The 21,480-nt window shown below is 73.5% G+C and carries 13 protein-coding genes and 1 pseudogene; 4 read left to right on the forward strand and 10 right to left on the reverse strand.

The window, feature by feature from the left end:
* Positions 1 to 2,982, reverse strand: coding sequence for an FtsX-like permease family protein (locus ACZ6TI_RS40720; protein WP_465350619.1), 2,982 nt, complete (start codon positions 2,980 to 2,982; stop codon positions 1 to 3).
* Between the two features lie 148 nt (positions 2,983 to 3,130).
* On the opposite strand from ACZ6TI_RS40720, the gene ACZ6TI_RS40725 reads away from it, so the two are divergent.
* Positions 3,131 to 5,167, forward strand: coding sequence for an Hsp70 family protein (locus ACZ6TI_RS40725; RefSeq protein WP_465350620.1), 2,037 nt, complete (start codon positions 3,131 to 3,133; stop codon positions 5,165 to 5,167).
* A gap of 34 nt (positions 5,168 to 5,201) precedes the next feature.
* Here ACZ6TI_RS40725 and ACZ6TI_RS40730 read toward each other — a convergent pair whose 3' ends face one another.
* Positions 5,202 to 6,200, reverse strand: coding sequence for a magnesium transporter CorA family protein (locus ACZ6TI_RS40730; RefSeq protein ID WP_465350621.1), 999 nt, complete (start codon positions 6,198 to 6,200; stop codon positions 5,202 to 5,204).
* A gap of 116 nt (positions 6,201 to 6,316) precedes the next feature.
* Between ACZ6TI_RS40730 and ACZ6TI_RS40735 the strand changes: the two genes are divergently transcribed.
* Positions 6,317 to 7,369, forward strand: a complete 1,053-nt coding sequence (locus tag ACZ6TI_RS40735) for an aldo/keto reductase (protein ID WP_465350622.1) — start codon at positions 6,317 to 6,319, stop codon at positions 7,367 to 7,369.
* A 20-nt stretch (positions 7,370 to 7,389) separates the two neighbouring features.
* Here the strand turns inward: ACZ6TI_RS40735 and ACZ6TI_RS40740 are convergent, their stop codons facing one another.
* From ACZ6TI_RS40740 to ACZ6TI_RS40765, 6 genes are all read right to left on the reverse strand, one after another.
* A complete protein-coding gene (locus ACZ6TI_RS40740) occupies positions 7,390 to 9,090 on the reverse strand; it encodes a DUF2207 family protein (protein ID WP_465350771.1) in 1,701 nt (566 codons plus the stop codon).
* Positions 9,091 to 9,092: 2 nt separating this feature from the next.
* Positions 9,093 to 10,910: a DUF2207 family protein gene (locus ACZ6TI_RS40745; RefSeq protein ID WP_465350623.1), complete on the reverse strand. Its 1,818-nt coding sequence runs from the start codon at positions 10,908 to 10,910 to the stop codon at positions 9,093 to 9,095.
* A gap of 10 nt (positions 10,911 to 10,920) precedes the next feature.
* Positions 10,921 to 11,502, reverse strand: coding sequence for a LemA family protein (locus ACZ6TI_RS40750; RefSeq protein ID WP_465350624.1), 582 nt, complete (start codon positions 11,500 to 11,502; stop codon positions 10,921 to 10,923).
* A gap of 69 nt (positions 11,503 to 11,571) precedes the next feature.
* On the reverse strand, positions 11,572 to 13,110 hold the full coding sequence (locus ACZ6TI_RS40755; protein WP_465350625.1) for a helicase HerA-like domain-containing protein: 1,539 nt from the start codon (positions 13,108 to 13,110) through the stop codon (positions 11,572 to 11,574).
* A 33-nt stretch (positions 13,111 to 13,143) separates the two neighbouring features.
* Positions 13,144 to 15,372, reverse strand: a complete 2,229-nt coding sequence (locus ACZ6TI_RS40760; protein ID WP_465350626.1) for an ATP-binding protein — start codon at positions 15,370 to 15,372, stop codon at positions 13,144 to 13,146.
* Between the two features lie 198 nt (positions 15,373 to 15,570).
* Complete coding sequence (locus ACZ6TI_RS40765) at positions 15,571 to 17,883, reverse strand: MMPL family transporter (protein WP_465350627.1); 2,313 nt, start codon at positions 17,881 to 17,883, stop codon at positions 15,571 to 15,573.
* 88 nt (positions 17,884 to 17,971) lie between these two features.
* On the opposite strand from ACZ6TI_RS40765, the gene ACZ6TI_RS40770 reads away from it, so the two are divergent.
* Complete coding sequence (locus tag ACZ6TI_RS40770; RefSeq protein WP_465350628.1) at positions 17,972 to 18,580, forward strand: TetR/AcrR family transcriptional regulator; 609 nt, start codon at positions 17,972 to 17,974, stop codon at positions 18,578 to 18,580.
* Positions 18,581 to 18,599: 19 nt separating this feature from the next.
* On the opposite strand, the pseudogene ACZ6TI_RS40775 reads toward ACZ6TI_RS40770, so the two are convergent.
* Both ACZ6TI_RS40775 and ACZ6TI_RS40780 read right to left on the reverse strand, forming a co-directional pair.
* Positions 18,600 to 20,087 (reverse strand): annotated as a pseudogene (locus ACZ6TI_RS40775) (metal ABC transporter permease); the annotation flags it as partial.
* A 27-nt stretch (positions 20,088 to 20,114) separates the two neighbouring features.
* Positions 20,115 to 21,023 carry a metal ABC transporter substrate-binding protein gene (locus tag ACZ6TI_RS40780; protein ID WP_465350629.1) on the reverse strand — a complete coding sequence of 303 codons (909 nt, stop codon included), beginning with the start codon at positions 21,021 to 21,023 and terminating at the stop codon, positions 20,115 to 20,117.
* Positions 21,024 to 21,090: 67 nt separating this feature from the next.
* Between ACZ6TI_RS40780 and ACZ6TI_RS40785 the strand changes: the two genes are divergently transcribed.
* Complete coding sequence (locus ACZ6TI_RS40785) at positions 21,091 to 21,432, forward strand: VOC family protein (protein WP_465350630.1); 342 nt, start codon at positions 21,091 to 21,093, stop codon at positions 21,430 to 21,432.
* Positions 21,433 to 21,480: the final 48 nt, after the last annotated feature.

The raw sequence follows: 21,480 nt of genomic DNA on the forward strand, positions 1-21,480 counted from the left end.
TCATCCGACACCGTCCCGCAGGCGCCGGATCAGCGGCAGCACGGACAGTGCCGCGACCACGCCGAGCAGCACCAGCGCGGCCAGCCCGGTGCCGGCCAGCACCGGCCCGGTCAGGGCGGACGGCGGTCCGATCACCTGCCAGCCGTCGGTGAACGGCGGCACCGTCACCCCGGCCACCGGGCGGGCGACGGCCGCGGCCAGCACGCCGCCGAGCAGCCCGGCCAGCACCAGCACGGACAGCCCGAGGTAGCCCGCCGCGACGGCCGGGCGCCGGCCCAGGCCCTGGCGCCGTAGGGCGTCGAGGTCCTCGGCCTGCGAGCGGCGGTCCGCCGCCGCGGCCACCGCCACCGCGGCCGCCGCCACCAGCAGCCCGGCGATCGCGGCCAGCAGGGCGAACCGGGCGGCCACCGCCGGGCCCTGCTCGTCCAGCCGGGCCGCGCGCGCGGCGATCGACTGGTCGGCGGAGATGGTCAGCCCGGCCGCGCGCAGGTCGTCCAGGATGGACGGCGGAGTGTCCGGCGCCAGCCACACCTGGAAGCGGCCGCCCGGATCCGCCTCGCCGGCCACCCGCCGGGCCGCGTCCAGGTCGGTGAGCAGGCCGAGGTCGCCGAGCTGGGGCAGCAGGCCGGCCGCGCCGATCGGCCGGACCGGGGTGCGGCCGTTGCCGAAGGCGAACACCATCGGGTCACGGAACCGCCAGTCGCCGGGCGGTGGCCCGGCCGGCAGCACCGGCACCGGCAGCGGGCCGTCCAGGACGAAGACCTGTGTCCCGTACGAGGAGTAGGCCCACTCGGTCGGCTCCACGGCGATGGTCAGGGCCCCGCCCCGGGCGACCACCTCCATGCCCGCGCCGAGCGCGTCGGACCGCCACCGGGCGATGTCGCCGAGCTGCGCCGGGCCGAGGATCTCGGCGGCCGGCTCGGGCTGGCGCAGCCCGCGGATCGTCAGCGAGGTGTCCATCGAGGTCGGGTCGCCCAGCTCGAAGCGGACCAGCCGGCAGCCCGCGGCGCAGTCGCCGACCGGTGCGGTGACGGTGTGCTCGCCCCGGCTGAGCGGCCCGAAGGTGACCGGCACGGGCGCGCCGGTGGTCTCGTTCTGCAGCATCACGATCAGCCGGGCCGGGGCGCCGCGGTCGTTGCGGACCCGCAGCGTGAGGCGGTCGCCGGTGATCGCGGGCAGGGCGGCCGGCACCGGCGCGGCGGCGACCGCGGACGCCAGCGCGCCGACCGGGCCGTATTCCGGGCGCCAGCGGGCCACCGCGGCCAGCCGGGAGCTGTCCACCGCGAGCACCGGCGGCGAGGAGGTCGGGTCGGCCACCACGGCCATCGCCCGGCGGCCGGACGGGTCGGCCCGGCGCACCGCGTGCAGCAGCGCGGTGCGGCTGTCCGCCTGCACGCTCAGCACCCGGTCGGCGCCGAGCTCGACGGCGCTGCGGTCGATCGCCGCCTCGCGGGCGCCCCACCAGCCGCCGGCCGCCAGCGCGAGCATCGCCACCGCCGCCGCGACCAGCGCGAACAATCGGTCGCCGCCGGGCTGCCGGGACACCTGCACCGCGGTCAGGCCGAAGCGCAGCCGGCCGGCCCGCAGCCCGGCCGCGCCGGCCCGATCGGTGACGCGTTGCAGCAGCCGGGCCACCAGCAGCGCGACCGCGATCGCGGCCAGCCCGGGTGCGGCCAGCCCGACGCCCCGGTCCGCGCCGGTCACCCGGGCCTGATAGACGGCGGCCACGGCGAGCGCGATCAGCACCAGGTCGAGCACGTCGGCCCGCCAGTCGCGGCGGCCCGGCGGCACCCGGCGCAGCAGATCGGCCACCGGCCGGCGCAGCACCGCGCCCTCCACCAGGGCCAGCACCAGCAGGCCGCCGGCCAGGAAGGCAAGCACCGCGAGCGCGCCGCCGAGCAGCGCGTCGCCCAGCTCTCCCCCGCCGCCGACCGGCCCGGCCACCAGGCGGGCCAGCAGCAGCCCGGCCGGAGCGCCGAGCAGCGCGCCGGCCAGCATCGGCAGGACGTGCTGGCCCAGGGTCAGCCGGAGCATCCCGAGGCGGGTGCTGCCGCGCAGCTTGAGCAGGGCCGCGTCGCCGCGCCGGTCGCGCCCGGTCAGCCGGCCGGTGAGCCCGGCCGCGAACCAGGCCAGCAGCAGCACCTGCAGCGTCGCGACCAGCACACCCCGCCGGATCGTCGCGCGGTCGCGGGCGATCGTGTCCAGCAGCACTCCGGTCGGGTTCACCAGCCGCGTCCCGGCCCGGCTCAGCTGCACGTCGGCCGCCGCCAGCACCGCGCTCAGGTCGGCGCCGGCGTCGCTCCGGATCAGCCCCTCCGGCACCTCCACGTCATAGGTCAGCGTGGGGCCGCCGAGCTGCCGCTCGCCGAACGTGGCGATCGGGGTGAACGCCGGGTCCAGCCCGTCGTCCGAGCGGAACAGCGGGTTGCTCCAATAGGCGCCGGACGGGTCGGCGTACTGGTAGACGCCGACCACCCGCAGCGTCACCGGCTCGGTGGTGGGCGACGCGCGCACCGGGAAGCGGTCGCCGGTCTTCAGCCCGAGCTGCTGGGTCGCGGTCTGGCTGAGCGCCGCCTCGCCGGGACCGGCCGGGCAGTCCCCGGTCAGCCGGACGTGCGCGCAGAACCCGTCGCGATAGGCCACCGCGATGGTGACCGCCCCGGCGCCCCGGGGCGCGGTCATCGCCTGGGTCATGCCGAGCACCGGCGGCACGGACCGCAGCGGCAGCCGGTCGCGCACCAGGCCGGCGAACGAGTCCAGCACGCTCGCCGGGTCGCGATCCAACGGCGTGATCCGCCGGACCGAGACGGTGCGCTGGGCGGCCGGGGCGGCGGCCACGTCGGCCGCGGCGGCGCCCGATGATGCGGCCAGCGAATACCATGGTCCCGCGGCCGCCACCGCGACGGCCAGCGCGGTGAGGACCAGCACCGTGGTGGCCTGGGCGGTCCGGGCCCGCACCGCGCCGAGTATCAGCGCGACCATGCCCGACCTCCTTCAATTGCACACGTGGTGACCGGCAACCGCTTGATCACCACGCAGGCTACCGGTCACACCCCTTTCAGGGACTGGCCTTGAACCGATTCAGAAGGCAGACTGTCGCACTAAATCCGGAGCGCCGGGAGTAACCACGGTGGAGTACGCACTCGGTGTCGACCTGGGCACCACCCATACCGCCGCGGCCGTGCACGTCGACGGCCGTGTCGAAATCGTGCAGCTGGGCGGCCGGCATCCGGAGATGCCCTCGCTGATCTATCTGTCCGCGGACGGCCGCACCATGGTCGGCGACAGCGCCGAGCGGCACGGTCGCGCCGATCCTCCGCGGCTGGTGCGCGAGGTCAAGCGCCGCATGGGCGACCCGGTGTCGCTGCTGGTCGGCGGCTCGCCCTACTCCGCGCACGCCCTGCTCGGACGGCTGCTCAAGCACGTCGTCGAGGTGGTCACCACCCAGTTCGGCGGGCCGCCCACCGAGGTCGTGGTGACCCATCCGGCCAACTGGGGACCGTACAAAAGGGAGCAGCTCGACCAGGTCTTCCAGGCCGCCGGGCTCAGTGGCGTGCGCACGGTGTCCGAGCCCGAGGCGGCGGCCATCCAGCACGCCACCACCCAGCGGGTCCCGGCCGGCGCGCTGATCGCGGTCTACGACCTGGGCGGCGGCACCTTCGACGCGGCGGTGCTGCGGCGCACCGAGGCGGGCTATGAGATGCCCGGCCCGCCCAGCGGCATCGAGCAACTCGGCGGCATGGACTTCGACGAGGCGGTCTACGGGCACGTGATGCGGGTGCTCGGCGACACCGCGGAGCCGAAGGCCGGCACCGACCCGGAGGAGTGGGCGGCGGCCGTGACCCGGCTGCGCCGCGACTGCGTGGAGGCCAAGGAGGCGCTCTCCTTCGACACCGAGGTGCACATCCCGGTGGCTCTGCCCGGGCTGCACACCCGGGTGCGGCTGACCCGCGCCGAGTTCGAGGGCATGATCGAGCCGACGCTGACCGACACGGTCGAGTCGCTCGGGCGGGCGATCCGCGGCGCCGGGGCGACCCCGGACGAGGTCGCGATGATCCTGCTCAGCGGCGGGTCGGCGCGGATCCCGCTGGTCGGGCAGCTGCTCGCCACGGCATATCAGCGGCCGGTCGCGCAGGACCCGCAGCCGGAGCACAGCATCGCGCTGGGCGCGGCGGTGCTGGCCGGAAGCATGCTGCCCGCGCCGCTCCGAGCCGCGGCGCCGGCACCGGCTCCGTCACCAGCGCCGGTTCCATCACCAGCGCCGGCTCCGTCACCGGCACCGGCGCGCGAGTCGGAGCCCGAGGTCGCGGTCGCCGACGCGCGGACCGAGGATCTCATCGCGCCGCTGATGGCGGCGCGGCCGCCCGACCCGCCCGGCGGCACCCGGATCATCCAGGCCTCCGTCCAGCCGCGCCGGCGCCGGCCGCACACCCGCCGCATCGTGGTGGTCGCGGTCGCCGCGGTGCTGGCGCTCGGCGCGAGCGGCGGCCTGCTGGCCGCCTATCTGACCGGCCGGGACGGCGGCGCCCGGGCCGCGTCCGGGCCCACCTCGCAGCCCCCGGCCTCCGGCGTGGCCGGGCTCGACGCGGCCGCCGACCCGCAGGCCTCCGGACTCGACCCGGCGCTGGCCGCCGGCCAGTCCGCGGTGGAGGTCGGCGTCAAGGTCTCCGCCGACCCGGTCAGCACCCGCTGGGCCTGCTCCGGCTTCCGCGGCTCGAAGGTCTCCGGCCGGGTCGACGCGAGCGCGGCCGCGACGCTCACCTACACCTGGACCTCGGGCGGCTCCACGCTGGACACCGGCACGCTGACCTTCGACGAGGCGGGCACGAAATATGTGACCGTGCGGGCCGGGCGCGGGCTGTCCTACGGCAAGTCGTCCAAGCCCAAGGTGACGCTGGCGGTCACCGCGCCGGGCGCGGGCACCACCACGAAGTCGATCACGCTGTCGCTGTCCTGCCGGTCGTCCGGCGGCGGCACCGAGGACGGGAGCGAACCGCAGACGAACCCGCTTCCGGGCAACGACAACGGCGGCGGCAACAACAACGGTGGCGGCAACGACGACCAGGATCCCGATCCCGGCCCGTCGACCACGCTGCCCCAGACGACAACGCCACCGCCCACCCGGCCCACCAACCAACCGAACCCGACCCCCACGATCATCGGATAGCTAGGGCGCACATGACTGATCCGTCAGATGCGCCCTAGAGCCACTTCCGATACTTCAGGTAGGCGTACAGGCCACCGGCGGCGACCGCCAGCAGGATCGCGCTGGCCAGGAAACCGCTTGTCTTCTCGTACCCCGGGAACGGGAGGTTCTGGCCGAAGAAGCCGGTGAGCGCGGTCGGCACGGCGATCACCGCGGCCCAGGCGGCGAGTTTGCGGGTGATGTCGTTGAGCGAGTTGCTCTGCTCGTTGAGGTCGGCCTCGAGCAGTTCGTTGATCCGCTCGCGGCAGCTCTCGATGGTCTCCGCGGCGCGCCGGGCGTGGTCGTCGACATCCCGGAAATAGGGACCCAGGGCCTCGCCGACCTCCGGCACGTCGACCCGCATCACGTCGTTGATCAGGTCGCTCATCGGTGCCACCGCGCGGCGCAGCATGAACAGGACGCGGCGGATCGCGAAGCCGTACATGCGTACGCCGCGCGGCGCGCCGCCCTCGCCGAGCATCTCGTCCTCGGTCTTGTCCATCGCCTCGTCGAGCGACCGCGCGGCCGCCACGTGCCCGTCCACGACCAGGTCGAGCAGCCCGTAGACCAGGAAGCCCACGCCGCTGTCCAGGGCCAGCTCCTCGGCGTCCGCGTCCCAGCGCCCGGTCAGCGCCTCCAGCCGGCCCTCCGACTTGTGCACGGTGATCAGCGCGCGCTCGGTGAGGAACGCGCTGATCTCGGTCTTGTGCAGGGCCGGCTCGGGGTCGGTCTCGACCCGCACCGCATAGACGTTGAGGAACAGGTGACCGGGGTAGCGGTCGAGCTTGGGCCGCTGGTGATCCTCCACCGCGTCCTCGACGGCGAGCGGGTGCAGCCCGAACTCCTCCTGCACCGACTGCAGGTCCGCGATGTCCGGGTCGAGCAGGTCGAGCCAGAGCGACGCTTGCGGGTGCGCCCGCATCAGGTCGCCGATCCGGTCCGGCGGGAAGCCCTCCTCGATCACCTTGCCGTTCTCGTAGAGGCGGGTGGTGGTCGGACAAGTCGGTGTGGTCACCTGATCGTCATACCCGCGAATCGTGCGGCACGACACCCTTTCCGCTCAGCGGCTGCCTTCCGGCGCGGGATGGGGAAGGGTGGGGTGGTGCACGCTCCGACGAGAGGTAAGTAATCATGCAGTATCGGCAACTGGGACGTTCCGGACTCCGCGTCTCGACCTTCACGCTCGGCACGATGGGATTCGGCGGCACCGGCTGGGCCAGCCCGGTCGGCAAGATCGACGTGGCCGGCGCGCGCGAGCAGATCGCCATCGCCCGAGACGCCGGGGTCAACCTGATCGACACGGCCGACGTCTATTCGGCCGGCCTGTCCGAGGAGATCCTCGGCGAGGCGCTCGGCAGCGACCGCGACGACGTGCTGATCGCCACCAAGGTGCGGATGCCGATGGGCGACGGGCCGAACGACGCGGGCCTGTCCCGGCACCACATCATCCGCGGCGCCGAGGCCAGCCTGCGCCGGCTCGGCACCGACTACATCGACCTCTACCAGGTGCACGAGTGGGACGGGCAGACCCCGCTCGAGGAGACCCTGACCGCGCTGGACGACCTGGTCCGCAGCGGCAAGGTGCGTTATGTCGGCTGTTCCAACTACGCCGCCTGGCACCTGATGAAGGCGCTCGCCATCTCCGACTCCCGGCACCTCGAGCGGTTCGTCAGCCAGCAGGTCTTCTACTCCCTGCAGAATCGCGACATCGAGGTCGAGCACGTGCCGCTGACCCTCGACCAGGGCCTCGGCATCCTGGTGTGGAGCCCGCTCGCCGGCGGCCTGCTGTCCGGCAAATACCGGCGCGGCGTCGAGGCGCCGGCCGGCAGCCGCCACCTCAGCGAGTGGTCCGAGCCGCCGGTGAACGACGAGGACAAGCTCTACGACACCATCGAGCTGGCGGTGAAGATCGGCGAGTCGCACGGGGTCTCCGCGGCCCAGGTGTCGCTGGCCTATCTGCTGGCCAAGCCGGGCGTGACGTCGCTGGTGGTGGGCGCGCGCACCACCGATCAGCTGCACGACAACCTGGCCGCGGCCGACCTGGAGCTGAGCGCGGACGAGATCGCGGCGCTCGACGACGTGAGCGGCGAGCCGCTGCGCTACCCGTTCTGGCACCACGCGGGCACCAGCGCCGACCGGCTCAGCGAGGCGGACCTGAGCCAGCTCCGGCGGCACCTGGGCTGATTCACGGCACCTGGGCTGATTCACGGAGTGCGCCGGGCCGCCAGCTCCAGCAGCCACGGCAGCTGGGACTGCGCGGCCCGGGCGTCGCCCTGCAGCTCGATCAGGATGGTGTGGTCACCGGCCCGCAGCACGCCCCGGTCCGGCTGCACGAAGGCGCCGTCGGCCAGCCCGGGGAGCGCCTCCCCACGCTGGTTGGCCCGCCAGATCAGGCCGCCGGCCACACCGTCGAGCGCGTGCAGCGCGAGCACCGGCCGGCGCCCCTCGACGGTGCGGAACTGCACTACCGGGCCGGCGTCGGACGGGTCGCGCCAGACCGGTCCGCCGGCGACCCGGGCCACCTCGTCGTCGGTGTAGAGACCGGGCAGGTCCACCGAGGACGGCCGCTGCCGTCCCGGCTCGAATCCGGCGACCGCCACCGCCACGCCGCGGGATCGGCCCTGCTCGGTGACGGTGATCTCGGTGATCCGGCGCGACCACGGGCGCACCCTGGCGGTCACCACGTCGCCGTCCATCACCCGGGAGGTCCAGCCGCTGGGCAGCCCCCACGCGACCGTCACGTCCGGATCGCCGCCGTCGTCGATCGCCGCGTAGTGCACCCACGGCACGTCCGTCCTGTCCACGCGCTTCGCCAGCCACGGCCGCAGCCACAGCACCTCGCCGGTCAGGGTCCGCTCGGACCGCACGTCGAGGATCGCGCGCACCACGATGTAGATCCCGATCAGCACCGGCAGGAGGCCGACCGCGGACACCGGGTGCCGGCTGAAGTAGGCCCAGGCGCAGCCGGCCAGCAGAAATCCGGTCGCCCGCTTGAGGTGCTGCCCGGTGGTCCGGCCGTAGCGCGGCCAGCCGCCCGGATACTTCACCCGCAGGCGGTGCCAGGTGCCGCCGTAGGAGGACCAGACCCGGCGGTGGTCACCGAGGCCGAGGTCGAGGACCGCGCTGGCCAGGTGGGTCACGCCGAGCGCCGCGCCGTACCCGAGATAGCGGTCCCACACCACGACCGCGGCCGGCGGCAGATCGCCGAAGGTCTCGTGTCCGCGCAGCCAGGCGCGGACGCCGAGCCAGCGCTGCGTGAGCGCGCGGCCGGCCGGCGAGTACTGCTCCCCCGCGGGCGCCGCGAACAGCGGGCTGAGCAGCAGGAACGTCCAGAAGCCGAGGGGCAGGAAGACACCGGCGCCCTGATGCCGCGCGGCCACCGACACCCCGATCGCGGCCAGCAGGGCGGCGCACACCAGCAGCGCCACCGTCCGCGGCCCGAATCGGCGGCGGGCCAGACCCATGCCGCGCGCCTCGGCGACCACGGCCTTGCGGAACCGGCTCGCCCACGCGCCGGCCTGCCCACCGTCGCGGAAGGTCAGCGCGGTCACCGGAATCGCCCCGCCCACCGACAAACCCCGGACCCGATCAAGAACCATTTTCTCGTACGCCCGGAGCCCGCCCTCGTCCGGCAGATCCTCCGGCAGGTGCACCGTGGTCTGCCGCGGGTCGGCGCCCGGCTGCCGGAGTTCGAGGAACCGCCGCGCGGCCAGGTCGAGCAGCGTCGCCTCGGCCGCGTCCTCGGTCGTCTTCCACCGGTTCACCAGCAGGTTGACCAGCGCCGGCGGCTCCGGGCCGAGGTCGGGCGTGGCCGGGCCGGCGGGCGGCGTCAGCGGCCGGGTGAACACCCGGCACAGCGCATAGACCACGCCGAAGAGCCCGAGTGGTCCGAGCGCGAGCAGCATGTTCACAGCCGCTGCCCGGCCTGTGCCAGCAGCCAGGGCAGGAACGCGTCCGAGCCGCGGGCGTCGCCGAGCAGCGTCACCACGACCGTGTGGTCCCGCACCCGGAACACCGCGCGGTCCCGCTGCGCGAAGGCGCCGTCCGCGATGCCGGGCAGCTCCTGACCGCGCCGGTTGGCCTTCCACGCGACCCGGCCGGGCAGGCCGCCGAGCGCCTGCACGACCAGCACCGGGCGGCGGGCGTCGGCGGTCACGTACTGCGTCCAGCCGAACAGCGCCGGCATGCTCAGGTCCGGCAGCACCGGACGGCCGAGCGCGCGACCGATCTCGTCCGTGGTGAACAATGTGGACAGATCGAGCGACGGCGCCTTCCGTTCGCTCAGCATGTCCACCGCCAGGTTGCCGGTGTCCTCTTCGGACATCGGCTCGGCGAGGTCGCGCGAGCGGCCGTGGTCGACCACGTCGAGAGCGACGATCCGGCGGGACCACGGGCGCGCCCGGATGGTGACGACGTCGCCGTCCGTGACGCCGTCGGCGAACCCACTGGGCAGGCCCCACGCCACGGTCCGGTCGCCGGCGCCGTCGTCGATCGCCAGTCGGTGCAGCCACGGTGGGCCGGGCTCGTCGTCGGAGCCCTTTCCGCGCTGCCAGACCTCGATCCAGAGCACCTCGCCGGTCACGGTCCGCTCGGTGAGCAGGTCGAGCAGGGCGCGGGCCAGGATGTAGGCGGCGATCAGCACGCCGAGCACCCCGGCCACCGACAGGCCTGTCTGGATCAGCACGCCGAGATCTGTGCCGGCCAGGTCCGGGTCGAGGTCGGCCGGGTCGGGCGGGCCGACGACATAGAGCCAGAAGCAGCCGCCGGCCAGGAATCCGGCCGCCCGCAGCAGGTGCTGCGGGGTAGTTCGGCCGTAGCGCGGCCAGAAGCTCGGGTAGCGCACCCGGACCCGGTGCCAGGTGCGGCCGTAGGAAGACCAGACCAGGGTGCGGTCGCCCATGCCGACGTCGATCACCGCGCTGGCCACGTGGGTCACGCCGAGCGCCGCGCCGAAGCCCAGATAGCGGTCCCACACCGCGACCGCGGCCGGTGGCAGCTCGCCGAACTGCTCGTGGCCGCGCAGCCAGGCGCGGACGCCGAGCCAGCGCTGCGCCGCCGCCCGGCCCGCGGGGGTGTCCCGCTCGCCCGGCGGCAGGCCGGCCGTCATCGACAGGAAGAGGAAGCAGAGGATCGCCACGGCCGCCGTCGGATTGTCGTCCTGCGGATGCCGCACGTTGTAGTGGGCGGTGGCCAGGGTGACACCGGCCGTGGACACCGTGGCGACACCGACCAGCAGGGTGACGATCCCCCGGCCGAAGCGGCGGCGGGACAGGCCGTCGGCCCGGGCCTCGGCCTGCACCGAGGCACGCAGACGGCGATCCCAGGTGCGCGCCTGGCCGGCGTCCCGGAAGGTGAGCGCGGCCAGGGGCAGCATCCCGTCCACGGCGAGCCCGCGGACCCGTTCCAGCACCTGCTTCTCATAGGGCCGCAGTCCGCGGTCGTCCGGCGGCCGGGCGGGCAGATGCACCGTGGTGTGCATCGGATCGCCGGCCGGCTGCCGCAACTCGAGGAATCGCCGGGCGGCCAGGTCGAGCAGCGTCGCCTCGGCCGCGTCCTCGGTCGTTCGCCATCTGTTCACCAGGAGATTGACCAGCGCGGGCGACTCCGGGCCGAGATCTGGAGTGGCCGGTCCGGGCGCGGGGCTCGCCGGGCGGGTGAGCAGGCGGCTGAGCGCGAACGCGACCCCGAACAGTGCCAGTGAGCCGAGCGCGAGAAACGCGTCCATGACCGGACGGCTAGAAGCGGACCTGGACGGGACCGCGTTCCTCGCCCACGGCGCCGAAGAACTCGTGCTCGCGGAAGCCGCCGACCATCGCGACCAGGTTCGTCGGCAGGGTCTGCACGGCGTTGTTGTAGGACTGCACCGCGCTGTTGTAGAACTGCCGGGCGTACGCGATCTTGTCCTCGGTGCCGGCGAGCTCCGCCTGCAGCGCGCTGAAGTTCTCGCTGGCGCGCAGCTGCGGATAGGACTCGGCGAGCGCGAAGAGCCGGCCCAGCGCCTGGGTCAGCGCGCCCTCGGCCTGGGACCGGTCGGCCGGCCCCGGAGTCTGCGCCGCGTTGACGGCCGCCCCCCGCGCGGCGATCACCGCTTCCAGGGTGCCGCGCTCGTGGGCGGCATAGCCGCGGACCGTCTCGACCAGGTTGGGAATCAGGTCGTATCGCCGCTTGAGCTGCACGTCAACCTGCGCCCAGGAGGCCTCGACCTGGTTGCGCAGCCGGACCAGGCGGTTGTAGGCCACCAGGCCCCAGGCGATCACGACCACCACCAGCAGGCAGACCAGCCCGCCGGTCACCGCGAACAACGTGCTGAACCTCATCACCGCTCCTGCCGCCGCCACGACCCCGACGGCCCCATCATGCACTGCCCATGCGAACGGGCCGATGGGTCAGCGGCGGCGCTTGGCGGCCCCGAAGATGGACCGGACGATCTCGCGGCCGGCCGCCGTCGCCGCGGTCTTCAACGCGTTGCGCACGGTCGCGTTGCCCAACGCTTTCTCCAAGAAGGATTTGTCCGCCTTCTTGGGAGCCTCTTGATGCGGCGCGGGCGCCGGCGCTTTCTCTTCCGCCGGCGGTGGCACGGCCACCTTCTGCAGCAACATCTCGTAGGCCGACTCGCGGTCGATCCGCGCCGAATAGCGGGCGTTCAGCGGGGACGCGGTGACGATGCCGTTCGACACGGCCGCGTCCACCTGGGCCATCAGCGAGCGCGGCGGCACCAGCCGGGTCCAGGCCACCGGCGACGGCGCGCCCCGCTCGGACAGCACCGTCACGATCGCCTCGCCGGTGCCGAGCTGGGTGAGCACCTCCTCCAGGTCGTACCCGGACTTGGGGAAGGTCGAGACGGTCGCCTTGAGCGCCTTGGCGTCCTCCGGTGTGTAGGCCCGCAGCGCGTGCTGCACCCGGTTGCCGAGCTGGGCCAGCACGTCGCCGTGCACGTCCTTGGGGGTCTGGGTGACGAAGAAGATGCCGACGCCCTTGGACCGGATCAGCCGCACGGTCTGGGTGATCGAGTTGACGAACTCCTTGGACGCGTCGCGGAACAGCAGGTGCGCCTCGTCGAAGAAGAACACCAGCTTGGGCTTCTCCACGTCGCCGACCTCGGGCAGGTCCTGGAACAGGTCGGCCAGGAACCACATCAGGAAGGTGGCGAACAGCTCCGGCTTGCCCTGCAGGCTGGGCAGCTCGAGGATGCTGACCACGCCGCGGCCGTCCGGGGCGATGCGCAGGAAGTCGCGGGTGTCGAACTCGGTCTCGCCGAAGAAGTCGTTCGCGCCGGCGTCCGCGAAGGCGATCAGCTCGCGCAGGATCACGCCCGCGGTGGCCTTGGACAGCCCGCCCAGCTCGGCCAGTTCGGCGGCGCCGGCCGGCGAGGTCAGGTGCTGGATCACCGCGCGCAGGTCGGCCAGGTCGAGCAGCGGCAGGGCGTGCTGGTCGGCGAAGTGGAAGACCAGCCCGAGCGACGACTCCTGCACGTCGTTGAGGCCGAGCACCCGGGACAGCAGGGTCGGGCCGAAGGAGGTGATGGTGGCCCGGACCGGCACGCCGGCGCCGTGCCCGCCGAGGGCGAAGAACTCCACCGGATAGGCGGCGGGCGCCCAGTCGTACCCGATGTCCTTGGCCCTGGTGAGCACGCGGTCGCTCGCCTCGCCGGGCGCGGCCATGCCGGAGAGATCGCCCTTGATGTCGGCGAGGAAGACCGGCACGCCGGCCGCGGACAGCTGCTCGGCCAGCCCCTGCAGGGTCTTCGTCTTGCCGGTGCCGGTGGCCCCCGCGACCAGCCCGTGCCGGTTCACCATCGAGAGCGGGATGCGCACCTTCGCTGTCGGGTCGCAGGTGTCGCCGGCGACCAGCGCGCCCATCTCGAGGGCCGGTCCGGTGAACGCATAGCCCGCGCGAACCGCCGCCGGGATGTCGATTTCCGCCATGACCAGCACCGTAGTCTGCCGGGCCCGGTCGCGTCAGTCGCCGGCCAGCGTGGCGAGGCGTTGCCGGACGTCCTCGGCCGACGTGTCGCCGGTCTCCTGGTAGATGCCGAGGGCCTCGTGCCAGGCCGCGGCGGCCGCCGCCGGGTCGCCCAGCTCGGCGCGGGCGGCGCCCAGCCGGACCAGCACCTCGGCGGTGTGGAAGCGGTCGGCGGACTCGCGGAAGAGCCGGGCCGAGCGCTCGTACATCTGCGCGGCGCGGGGCAGGTCGCCCATGCCCTGATAGGCGAACGCGAGGCTGTCCAGGGTGGCGGCCTGGCCGTTGCGGTCGCCGCTGACCTCCTGCACGGCCAGCGCCTCGGAACACACCGCGATCGTCTCGGCGAACTCGCCGAGCTGGGCGGAGAGCCAGCCGATGGCGTTCAGCGAGCGGGCCTCGCCGTCCCGGTTGCCGGCCCGGCGATAGAGCTCGACCGCCCGCCGGCAGTGTGCGATGCCGCCGCGCGGGTCGTCGCGCATCATGCCGAGCTCGGCCAGGTTGTGCTCGGCCTGCGCCTCGCCGTTGGCGTCGCCCAGCTCGGCATAGATGTCCCGGGCCCGGCGCATGCCCGAGTCGGCCTCGGCGAGCCGGCCGATCCGGGACTCCGCGCGGGCCAGCAGGCGCAGGGCGGTGGCCTGGCCCAGCGGATCGCCGGACCGCTCGGCCGCGGCCAGCGCCACCCGCTGCACCGGCACGCTGTCGAGCCACCGGCCGCTGGGCGCGAAATAGCAGGCCAGGCACCAGCCGAGCCGCCATGCACAGGCATCGGCGCCGGCATCGGCCGCGGCCCGCACGACGCCCGGGAGCACCCGTTCCTCGGCGGCGAAATAGGCCAGCGCCTCGTCGTGCCCGGCCACCGGGGTGACCAGATCGGTCAGCGGCGTGGGCAGCGGCGGCGGCGTCCACTGCGGCTGGATCAGCACCCCGGCGGCGAAGGCGCTCCGCAGGTAGTGGTCGAACAACCGCGACCGGGCGGCCGCCAGTTCCTCCTCGTCCTCCGCGCCGGAAGCCAATTCCGTTGCGTACGCCCGCAGCAGATCGTGCAGCGCATAGCGCCCCGGCTGGTGCTGGGCGAGCAGATGCAACCGGGTCAGCTCGCCGAGCAGCGGCCGTGTCGCGGCGAGGGTGTCGTCCACCAGCGCGGCCGCCACCTCCGCCGTCAGATCCGGCCCCGGGTGCAGGCCGAGCAGCCGGAACAGCCTCGCGGCCCGCTTGCCGGCGGCCAGATAGGACCACGAGAACACCCGCCGCAGGTCGCCGTCGCCGAGCGCGTCGAGCCGCTCCTCCGGCGCCCGCAGCTCGGCGGCGAACGCGGACAGCGGGAAGTCCGGGTGGGTGGCGATCCGGGCGGCCACCAGGGTCAGCGCCAGCGGCAGCCGGGCGGTGGCGCTGATGATCTCGGCGGCCGCATCCGGCTCCGCGGCCAGCCGGTCGGCGCCGGCCCGATCGCCGAGCAGCACGCGGGCCTCCTCCTCGGAGAGCACGTCCAGCCGCACCGGGCGGGCGCCCTGCGCGACGATCAGCCCGGACAGCCGGTCGCGGCTGGTCACCACCACCGCGCAGCCGCCGGCGCCGGGCAGCAGCGGGCGCACCTGCTCCTCGTCGCGGGCGTTGTCCAGCACCACCAGCACCCGCCGGTCGTCGAGCACCGTGCGATAGAGCGCGGCCCGCTCGTCCAGCCCGGCCGGGATGCGGCCGGCCGGCACATCGAGGGCCTGCAGGAAGCCGCGCAGGGCGTCGGCCGGGTCGACCACGGACTCGCCCGCGTCGAAGCCGCGCAGGTTCACATAGAGCTGGCCGTCCGGGAAGTCGTCGCGGACCCGGTGTGCCCAGTGCAGCGCCAGGGCCGTCTTGCCGACCCCGGCCATGCCGGCCACCGCGGAGACCACCACGGTGGCGCTCCGATCACCGGAGTCATGGACAGCGGCGTCGAGACGGGCCAGCTCGTCCTCGCGACCGGAGAACCCGGCGACGTCCAGCGGCAGCTGGCGAGGCACCGGCGACGACGCGGTCTGCGGATCGGCCGCGCTCAGGAACTCGTCGCGGTCCGGCCCGGTCAGCCCGAACGCGTCGGCCAGCAGGCGCACCGTGGTGACGCGCGGACGGGACACCCGGCCCGCCTCGACATCTCGTATGCTGCGCACGCTGAGGCCGGTGCGGGCGGCCAGGTCGTCCTGGGTGAGCCCACGCTGCCGCCGCAGCGACGCCACCGACCGGCCGAACAACCATTCACCCCCGCGCGTGCGCCCCCGCCGAAGTGCCAGCCTACGACGGTTCGACCAGATTCGATCTGCCGGTCAACTGCCGGTCTCCCTCCTGGTCCGAAAACCCCTCGGCGACCACAGTTGAGGGAGAACGGCGGGACCCGTTGGGGCCGGCCGCCGGGACAGACGTCGGCCGGGTGCGCGCGGGGGCGCACCCGCTCATCGGGGGACGGCGTCCGCCTCGGCGGCCGGCCTTTCTTCCTGCGCATGCTCCCCCATCGGGGTGAAGTCGTGCGCGCGCTCCAGCGCGGCGCCCTCCACGTCGACGTTCGGCACCAGGCGGTCGAGCCAGCGCGGGAACCACCAGGCGGCCGGGCCGCACAGGTGCATCAGCGCCGGCACCAGCAGCAGCCGCACCACGAACGCGTCGACCAGCACGCCGAACGCGAGCCCGAAGCCGACCGGCCGGATGATCACCGAGTCGGAGAAGATGAAGCCGCTGAACACCGCGATCATGATGACGGCCGCGGCGATGACCACGGCACGGCCGGCCCGCAGACCCCAGACCACCGCCGAGCGGGCGGGCAGGCCGTGGGCATAGGCCTCGCGCATGCCGGACACCAGGAACAGCTGATAGTCCATGGCCAGTCCGAACAGGATGCCGACCAGGATCACCGGCAGGAAGTTCAGGATCGGGCCCGGGTCGTGGGTGCCGAAGACGGCGCTCAGCCAGCCCCACTGATAGATCGCCACCAGCGCGCCATAGGTCGCCAGCAGGGACAGCACGAAACCCGCGGTGGCGATCAGCGGCACCAGCAGCGACCGGAACACCACGATCATGATGATCAGCGACAGCCCGACCACCACCGCGATGTACGTGGGCAGCACCCCGGCCAGCTTCTCCGACACGTCGATGTTGGCCGCCGCCTGCCCGGCCACGCCCAGCTTCGCGCCCTGGAACTCGATGTCCCGCAGGTGCTCCACCAGATCCGACGTGGACTGGCTGGTCGGGCCGCCGGCCGGCACCACCTGGAAGGCGGCCAGCCGGCCGTCCGGCGACACCGCGATCGGCGCCACCGCCACCACGTCGGGCTGCGCCGCGATCAGCCTGACCACGGCGAACTGGGCCGCCGTCGCGCCGGCCTCGCCGGTGCCGGCCGGAAGCGCGGCGGTGGCCAGCAGCGTGCCGTTCGCGCCCGCCCCGAACTCCCGGGCCACCGTCTTGTACGCCTGATATTGCGTCGAGTCGGTGGCCTCCGACGAGCCGTCCGGCAGGCCGAGGCGCAGCGACATCGCCGGGATCGCCAGGGTCAGCAGCACCAGCGCGCCGGCCAGCACGGTGCCGATCGCGCGCACCGTCGACATCGGCTTGACCTCGTCGGTGGGCGCCGCCACCGGGCCGGCCGCCCGGGCCTTGCGGGTCAGCACCCGGGCGCCGATCAAGCCGAGCAGCGCGGGCGTCATGGTCACCGCGACCAGCACCGCGATCGCCACGCAGACCGCGCCGACGGTGCCCATCAGGCCGAGGAACGGCACCCCGGTGATGTTCAGCGCGAGCAGCGCGACCAGCACGGTCGCGCCGGCGAAGACCACCGCGTTGCCGGCCGTGCCGTTGGCCAGCCCGATCGACTCGTGCACGTCGTGACCGCGGGCCACCTGTTTGCGATGGCGGTTGATGATGAACAGCGAGTAGTCGATGCCGACCGCGAGTCCCAGCATCACGCCGAGCACCGGCGTCACCGACGACATGTCGATCACGCTGGAGAGGCCCATCGCGGCGAGCACGCCGACGCCCACCCCGATCAGCGCGGTGAGGATCGGCAGGCCGGCCGCGATCAGGGTGCCGAGCATGACGATCAGCACGATCGCCGCGATCAGCACGCCGACCGCCTCGCCCGGACCGACGATCTCGGGGGTGGTCTGCGCGATCTCGGTGGAGAAGCTCATCCGCACGCCGTCGATCGGCGACTTCTCGAAGTGCTCGAGGGTCGCCTCCTTGGCCGCGTCGGAGAGCTCGAGCTGGTCCTTGGTGAAACTGACCGTGACGATCGCGGTGCTGCGGTCCGCGGAGATCGTGCGGATGCCGGACGCCAGCCGCAGCAGCTCGGCGCCCGCGGCCAGCTCGGCCGGGTCGACCTGGCCACTGGCCTCGGCGGCGGCGAGCCGCCTCTCCTGTGCCGCGCGCTGCTGCTCGATGGTCAGCGGGTCGATCACCCCGGCCACCTCGGGCAGACCCTGGGCGCTCTGCACCAGGGCCGAGATCGCCGCCTGCTGGGCCGGGGTGAACGCCGAGCCGCTCTCCGTCTCGAGCACCACGCTGCCGGTGCTGCCGCTGAGGCTGGGGATCTTGTCCTTGAGTTCGTCGGTGACCCGGATCGTCTCGGTGCCCGGAATGCTGAAGCCGGTGGCCATCGGCCCGCGCCCGACGAAATAGCCGGCCACGGCCAGGCCGAGGACGATCATCCAGGCGGCGATCACCAGGGCGGCGCGCCGGGCGGAGAACCGGCCCAGGCGGTAGAGCAACTCGGCCATGGTCTGACTGGTCCTTCCCTCGGCGGTCCCGGCCCAAAACACTATACGAGACGTCTCGTCTTCCATTTCTGTGATTAGGATGACGGACATGTCTGCAGGTAGGCGCGGTGTCGCGCGGAGTGAGACCGCGCGGACGGCGATCCTGCGGGCCACGTCCGACCTGATCGCGCGGGTGGGTTACGACCGCGCCACGATGGAGGGCATCGCGGCCGAGGCCGGAGTCGGCAAGCAGACCATCTATCGCTGGTGGCCGTCGAAGAGCGCGGTGGTGGTCGACTGCCTGATGGACGGCGCGATGCTGCCGCAGACCTTCGTGCCGCCGGACACCGGTGACCTCGAGGCCGACCTGGCCACCTGGCTCGGCTCGATCGCGGGCTATTTCCAGGACGCGGCGAACACCACGCTGCTGCTCTCGCTGATGAGCGCGACGGTGGAGAATGCGGAGGTCGGCGCCCGGCTGAACGAGCGGCTCGGGTCGTCGTCGGAAATGACCGAGCGGCTGCGCCGGGCGGAGAAGGCGGGCCAGTTGCGCGCCGGCATCTCGCCGCGGCTGCTCAGTGAGGCCTTCATCGGAGTGCTGATCGCCCGGCTGCTGGCCCGATCGACGCTGACCACCGCGGACGTGCGCGAGCTGGCCTCCCTGATCCTGCACGGCGCAGCAGCGACAGCACCAGGATCGCCGTCACCGCGAGAGTGATGCCGGCGCCGGCCGCGATGTTCCAGCGGCTCGACGCCCAGAGCCCGGCCACTCCCCCGCCGGCGCCGAAGACGACCGCCAGCGCGGTGACCACCGGCAGCCGCCCGGACCACTGCCGGGCGGCCGCCGCGGGCGCCACGATCAGCGCCAGCGCCAGGATCGTGCCGACGGCCGGCACCACGGTCACCACCACCAGCTCGATCGCGAGCAACAGGGCCAGATCCCAGGCGTCCACGGGAATCCCGGCCGCCCGCGCGCCGGTCCGGTCGAATCCGATCGCGAGCAGCGGCCGCGCGCCGACCAGCAGCAGGGCGGCCACCGCCAGCAGCGCCGCGGCGGTCAGCACCAGGTCCCGGGTGCTGACCGTGAGGATCGACCCGACCAGGAACGAGGAGAGGTCGCGGCTGAACCCGGGCTGGGTGGCGACCAGCCCGGCGCCGAGCGCGAAGCCGCCGGACAGCACGACCCCGGTGGCGGCCGCCGCATGCTGTCCCGCGCGGCGCGACAGCGCGGCGACGCCGAGCGCCACCACCAGGCCGGCCAGCACTCCGCCGACGATGATGTTGACGCCGATCAGGGCCGCCACCACCACGCCGGGAAACGTCGCGTGGGTCAGCGCCATCGTGAAGAACGACAGCCGGCGCAGTACCACCTGCACGCCGATCAGCCCGGCCAGCGCGCCGGCCAGCAGCACCTCGATGATCGCCCGGGTCATCACGCGCGCCGCCACCGCCCGATCGGCAGCAGCACCAGATAGGCCGCCACCAGCAGCAGGACGACCGCCGACCCGGAGGTCACCGAGATGCCGTAGCGCACCGACGCGGTCCAGCTGAGCAGGAGTCCGGCATAGCCGGCGAGCAGGATGAGCCCGGCGCCCAGAACGGCCATCGTGGACAGTCGAAACGTCACCAGCCGGGGCCGCCCCGAACGTCCGCGCCAGCTCGAGGTCGTGCGTGCTGAGCACCAGCGCGGTCCCGGCCGCGGAAAGTTCCCGTAGCACGGCCAGGATCGCCTCCTGACTGGTCGCGTCCACCCCGTTGAACGGCTCGTCGAGCAGCAGCAGCCGCGGTTCGCCGACGATCGCGCGGGCCAGCAGCACCCGCTGCCGCTGCCCGCCGGAGAGCACCCCGAAGTGCGTGCCGGCGCGGTCCGCCAGCCCGACCCGGTCCAGCGCCGCCCGCACCGCCTGCCGGTCCGCCGCCCGGGCCGGCCGCCACCAGCCGATCCGCCGGTAGCGGCCCATCATCACGACCTGCCCGGCGGTGACCGGGAAGTCCGGGTCGAGCGTGCCGGTCTGCGGCACGTAGCCGATCTGGATCCGGGCGGCGCCGGGCGGCCGTCCGAGCACCCTCGCCTGCCCGGACAGCACCTGGGCCCGCCCGAGCATGGACGCGATCAGGGTGGACTTGCCGGCGCCGTTCGGCCCGGCCAGCACCAGCCGCTGGCCGGCCGCCAGGTCCACGTCGACCTGGGTCAGCACGGGCGTGCCGCGATAGCCCGCGCTCACCCCCGGCGTACCGGACGGCGGTCATCGTCAGCCGGCCAGCGCCGTGGTGATGACCTCGGTGTTGTGCCGCTCGGCGCCGAGGTAGGTGCCCTCCGGCGTGCCCGGCGGGCCGAGGCTGTCGCCGAACAGCGCCTCCTCGCCGCCGATCACCTTGACGCCGGCCTGCTGCGCGATCGCCTCCGCGCTCTTCGGCGGCAACGAGCTCTCGGTGAAGACCGCCTTGGCGCCGGTCGCCCTGATCTTCGCGACCAGGTCGCTCAGCTGCTGGGCGGACAGCTCGGCGGAGGTGTCCATGCTGGGGATCACCGAGCCGACGAAGGTGAGCCCGTAACGGTCGATGTAGTAGCCGAACGCGTCGTGGTTGGTGACCAGCTTGCGCTGCGCGGCCGGCAGTTTCGCGAAGGCGGCCTCGTTGGCGGCGTCCAGCCGGTCCAGCTCGGCGGCGTAGGTGGCGAGGTTCGCCGCGTAGGCGCTCGCGTCGTCCGGGTCGGCGGCGGCCAGCGCCTTCTCGATGTTGGCCACCATGATCTTGGCGTTCCGCGGGTCGTGCCAGATGTGCGGGTCGTCTTCGCCGCCGTCCCGGCGAATAGTGACGCCCTGGCTGGAATCGACCACCGGGCCCGTGAAGCCGGCCGACTCGATGGTGCGGCCGAGCCACTCCTCCAGGCCGACGCCGTTGGTCACCACGAGCTTGGCGGCGGCGATCGACTGCAGGTCGGCCGGGCTGGGCTCGTACTCGTGGGGGTCGACACCGACCTTGATGATCTGGGTGACCACGACGTCGGCGCCGCCGAGGTTGCGGACGAAGTCGGCGACCTCCGGCGTGGTGGCGACCACGGCGAGCTTGTCGGCGGGTTGTGCGGCGGCCCCGGCGCCGCCGTCTCCGCACGCACCGAGCAGGGCGAGAGCGGCTGCTGCCGCGAGAAGACGTTTCATCTCCAGAAACGGTAATCGTTTTCAATAACTATCGTCTAATGCCTATGTGTTGACTTACAGTGAGCCGATGGGCGTGGACCTCTTCGCGGGCATCTCGGTGGCCGACTACCCGGCGGCGCTGGACTGGTACGAGCGACTGCTGGGCCTGCCGCCGGCCTTCCTGCCGAACGACAAGGAGGCGGTCTGGGAACTCGACGAGCACCGCTTCCTCTTCATCGAGCTGCGCCCCGAGCACGCCGGCCACGCGGTGCACACGATCTTCGTCGCCGACCTCGACAAGTTCGTCGACGCGGCGACCGGGCGCGGGCTCGACCAGCCGAAGCGCGAGACCTATGACAACGGGGTCCGCAAGGCGACCTTCCGCGACCCGGACGGCAACGAGATCGGCATCGGCGGCGCGCCGCTGTAACGGTCAGGATTCGAGAAGCGCCCACCGCCCGGCCGCACCTAACGTGAC

Source organism: Actinoplanes sp. NPDC051388, from assembly GCF_055586225.1.